This is a genomic window from Pseudomonas onubensis (assembly GCF_965653655.1).
Lineage (GTDB): Bacteria > Pseudomonadota > Gammaproteobacteria > Pseudomonadales > Pseudomonadaceae > Aquipseudomonas.
This window is the reverse complement of record NZ_CBFHAZ010000184.1, coordinates 1-3,927: the sequence shown is the minus strand read 5'-3', so window position 1 is coordinate 3,927 and position 3,927 is coordinate 1. Positions and strand designations below refer to the sequence as shown.

The following is a 3,927-nucleotide window of genomic DNA, read 5'->3' as shown; positions in this document are numbered from 1 at the left end:
TGGCTAACACTTCCCCTTGCCGGGTGTGTAGAGGACTTTCACCTCCAAGTCACCAGCGAGGCCACCACAGCCAAGCTGGTTGCGCTTCGCGCAACGCGCCATGCCTGGCGCACATAAAAAAACGCCGACGCTGCGGTAGCCGTCGGCGTTCAAACCTTGAAGGGGGTTTGGTCTACATCAGAACGCAGGCACTACCGCGCCGTTGTACTTCTTCTCGATGAAGGCTTTGACTTCCGGGCTGGTCAGGGCTTTGGCCAGTTTCTGGATAGCGCCGCTGTCCTTGTTGTCCGGGCGGGCCACCAGGAAGTTCACGTACGGCGACTTGGCGTCTTCGATGATCAGCGCATCTTTGGCTGGGTTCAGGCCGGCTTCCAGGGCGTAGTTGGTGTTGATCACGTCCAGGTCAACCTGATCCAGCACACGTGGCAGCAGCGCCGATTCCAGCTCTTTGAATTTCAGGTTTTTCGGGTTGCTGGCGATGTCTTTCGGCGTAGCCAGTGCATTGGTCGGGTCTTTCAGCGTAATCAGACCGTTCTTTTGCAGCAGCAACAGGGCACGGCCGGCGTTCGAGCCTTCATTCGGGATGGCCACGGTGGCGCCATCTTTGAGTTCGGAAATATTCTTGATCTTTTTCGAGTAACCGCCGATCGGCTCAACGTGCACGCCAATCACGGTGACCAGGTTGGTGCCCTTGCCCTTGTTGAAGTTTTCCAGGTACGGCAGGGTCTGGAAGTAGTTGGCGTCCAGACGCTTCTCGGCAACCTGGGTGTTGGGCTGTACATAGTCAGTGAAGACTTTGATTTCCAGGTCCACGCCTTCTTTGGCCAGGGCCGGCTTGACCAGCTCAAGGATCTCCGCGTGCGGTATCGGGGTAGCCGCTACCACCAGTTTCTCGTTGGCCTGGGCGAAGCTTGCAGTCAGGGCAGCCGCCAGTGCGGTAAACAACAGAACCTTTTTCATGCAGTGTCCTTATCGAAATTCCGGGGCGTCTCTGACGACCGTTTTTTATGGTGTGCCAGCGAAGTGCTATCGCGGCGTGGGATGGACAATACCTATATTTTTTATTCCCGAACAATATCTTTTATTCAAGTTGATATTCCATTTTGTTCATGTAGCGGCTGTTCATTCAAAAAGCTGAGCAAGCTTTGCTGCTCGGCGGCGGTGGCACTCGCGAAGATTCGCTGCAGTTGTTCCAGCGGCGAGCCTGCGGCGGGCAGGTTTAAATGCTCGGGCAAAATCTCATCGCCACTGCTTACCAACAGCGCAAAGTGAATAACGTTTTCCAGCTCGCGGGTATTACCCGGCCAACTGTGATGTTCCAGCACACGTTGGGCGGCGTCACTGATCAGTGGCACCGGCAGGTCCAGGCGCTGGCTGTAGATGCCGAGGAAATACTCAGCCAGCGACAAGATGTCGCCCACCCGCTCGCGCAGGGCCGGAAGGTCGAGCTGGCCTTCGCTCAAGTAATGGAACAGGCGTTCATGAAACTTGCCGGCGGCCACGGCCTGGGCCAGGTCGATACTGGTGGCCGCGACCAGGCGCACATCCACCGGGCTTGGCTGATGAGCGCCGACACGGGTGACTTCGTGGTTTTCCAGGGCGGCGAGCAACTTCACCTGGATCGGCAGCGGCAAGTCGCCGATTTCATCCAGGTACAAGGTGCCGCCATTGGCCGAGCCAAACCAGCCGGCGCGGCTGCTGGCTGCGCCGCTGTGGCTGCCTGCGGCATAGCCGAACAATTCGGCGTCGGCGTAGGTGGGGCTGATGGCACCGCAGTTGACCGAGACAAACAGCCCGGTGCGATCGCTGCCACGGTGAATATGCCGTGCGAGCAGCTCTTTACCGCTGCCGGTCTCACCGCGAATCAATACCGGCAACGCACGCGGCGCAAGGCTTTCCAGCTCTTCACGCAGTTGGCGTGAGCGGGGGTCGACGAACACCAGCGCTTTGGCGCGGATGCTCAGCGGACTTTTTTCGGCATCGGGAAAGGTCAGCAATGGCTGGCCAAAGGTGTCATGACTCATGGCAGGCTCCCGCCCCAAATCCACTCAGGGACGGGGCGTTGAAAAAAATTTATGCACTGCGCCGGGCGTGATGTTCCAGGCGATGTTGCAGTCGATAGAGGTAGGCGAAACCTTGCTCCCAACGCTGGTGGCCGGACTTCACATTGATATGCCCGGCGCCGGACAGAATGCCGGCTTCGGCGCCCCAGTTGCGTGCCAGTTCCAGCGCCCGGGTGGCGCTGACGGCGCTGTCGTTGTCTGAGCTGACCACTTGGCTGGGAAACGGCAACAGGTCGGTGGGTATCGGCGCAAAGTTACGCAAGGCCGGGGCGCAGGCGGGGCGTTCGACATCGGCCGGCGCCACCAGCAAGGCGCCGCGCACCTGCCGCAGAAAATGCACCGGCGCCGTGGCCGCCCAGTGGGCCACAGTGATGCAACCGAGGCTATGCGCGATGAGAATCACCGGCGTGCTGTCGGCGGCGATAGCCTCGGCTAGTGCGGCCACCCAGTCCTCGCGACGCGGGGTAAGCCAATCGGCCTGCTCCACGCGCGCACTGTTGGGCAAGCTGTTCTGCCAATGACTTTGCCAATGATCTTCTGGCGATCCTTGCCAGCCCGGCACGATCAGATAACGAATCGACTCGCTGTGCATGGGTGTGCCCTCCTGCAGCGTTTAACGTTGCTGAACAGTATAGGGACGGGTTTTATATTCGTTAAGGAATAAGAAGCTATTTATTAATAACCAAAACGCCGCACCGAGAAGGTGCGGCGTTTGGCATCAATGGCAACGGCCTTTCACCCAGCCAACCTTATCTAGCCTCTGTTCCACGGCGGCGGCAGGAGGGATGAATGCGAACGCGTTGAGCTGGCAGACGTGGGAGACGCGTCAGGAAAAGCGACAAGCTGAAAAAACGGTTCGTGTTCCAGCCCTTGGTTTCGAGTGGGCGAGCCCACTCGCTCGCTGTTTCTCTCATTGCGATAGGACGCAAATTGCCAGTGCTGAGGCGACACGTCAGAGGTTGGTCGATTGCTGCTGGGCACTACGCCTGCGTGTTGCAGTTCGTTTTCAACACTTTTGATCATCCCGCGCAGTTTGCCCATGTACTGCTGGCTATAGGTGTGGTCCGGGCGGTCAGGCTTGGCATAAATCGTAAACTGCGCACCCAGCGTCACCCGTTGTTGCTCGGGGGACATGTTCGCGTGCATGCGGCTCATATCAGTGACTTTCCATTTATCCACCGGGCTGTCTTCGGCCTGCAGGATCTTTGCAATCGCGTTAAACGCAGCTTCTACGTGTTGCGGCGCGACACTGAGGTGGATTTTATCACCGGCAAAATCGCCCTGGCTTTTGGGGCTCACGCGGTCCATGTGAATAAACGCATCTGTGCCGGTCAACGCTGACTGGTTGAACGCAGACCAACCGGCATGCTGCTCACCACGCCCGCGTATGGCCACGTCATACGTGGGCGCACCATGATTCAACGCAAAACGGGTTTGCGTGCTCGCGGCGACATCATTTCGGGACATGCCGCGCAGTTCAGCGGATGCGTTTTTTTTCGGTGGAGGTGGGGGCGCCAACGTGTTCAATGACAAACCGAGCTTGGGTCTAACTCTTTGCATAACGGGATACCGATTCTGTAGGGGGAAAATCGGGGCCGACGGTCCACATTGAAAAACCGTCGCGTCCATGCAAACTTTTCATAGAACCTGACTGAGCATTGGCCCCTTGCCGGCGAAACGTCCTACAGTGAGTGGAACAAGATCGAATGAGGTTCCCACGGTCAGGTTTTTTCCCGGCAAAAAAAAGGTTCTTCACGGATTACCGGGAAAGACGCTCTTGATCTTCATGAAAAAGAACTCGCTATCCCGGTAACCGTACGCCATCCGCTTAATGACCTTTATTCGATTGTTTATCCCTTCCAGT

At 57.8% G+C, this 3,927-nt stretch carries 5 protein-coding genes; all 5 read right to left on the bottom strand.

Annotated elements, in window-relative coordinates:
• Positions 1–177: 177 nt before the first annotated feature.
• Positions 178–960 carry a MetQ/NlpA family ABC transporter substrate-binding protein gene (locus ACTD9P_RS29365; protein WP_438870383.1) on the bottom strand — a complete coding sequence of 261 codons (783 nt, stop codon included), beginning with the start codon at positions 958–960 and terminating at the stop codon, positions 178–180.
• Between the two features lie 125 nt (positions 961–1,085).
• Positions 1,086–2,024, bottom strand: coding sequence for a sigma 54-interacting transcriptional regulator (locus tag ACTD9P_RS29360; RefSeq protein WP_438870382.1), 939 nt, complete (start codon positions 2,022–2,024; stop codon positions 1,086–1,088).
• 49 nt (positions 2,025–2,073) lie between these two features.
• Positions 2,074–2,655 carry an alpha/beta hydrolase gene (locus ACTD9P_RS29355; RefSeq protein WP_438870381.1) on the bottom strand — a complete coding sequence of 194 codons (582 nt, stop codon included), beginning with the start codon at positions 2,653–2,655 and terminating at the stop codon, positions 2,074–2,076.
• A 161-nt stretch (positions 2,656–2,816) separates the two neighbouring features.
• Positions 2,817–3,623, bottom strand: a complete 807-nt coding sequence (ospF, locus tag ACTD9P_RS29350) for a type III secretion system effector phosphothreonine lyase (RefSeq protein ID WP_438870384.1) — start codon at positions 3,621–3,623, stop codon at positions 2,817–2,819.
• A 192-nt stretch (positions 3,624–3,815) separates the two neighbouring features.
• Positions 3,816–3,927, bottom strand: a 112-nt coding sequence (locus ACTD9P_RS29345; RefSeq protein WP_036984840.1) for a transposase, incomplete at its 5' end; no start/stop codon positions are given.

Coding starts and splice junctions, on each gene's coding strand:
- ACTD9P_RS29365 (WP_438870383.1), bottom strand. CDS start 960: ATGAAAAAGGTTCTGTTGTTTACCGCACTGGCGGCTGCCCTGACTGCA.
- ACTD9P_RS29360 (WP_438870382.1), bottom strand. CDS start 2,024: ATGAGTCATGACACCTTTGGCCAGCCATTGCTGACCTTTCCCGATGCC.
- ACTD9P_RS29355 (WP_438870381.1), bottom strand. CDS start 2,655: ATGCACAGCGAGTCGATTCGTTATCTGATCGTGCCGGGCTGGCAAGGA.
- ospF (WP_438870384.1), bottom strand. CDS start 3,623: ATGCAAAGAGTTAGACCCAAGCTCGGTTTGTCATTGAACACGTTGGCG.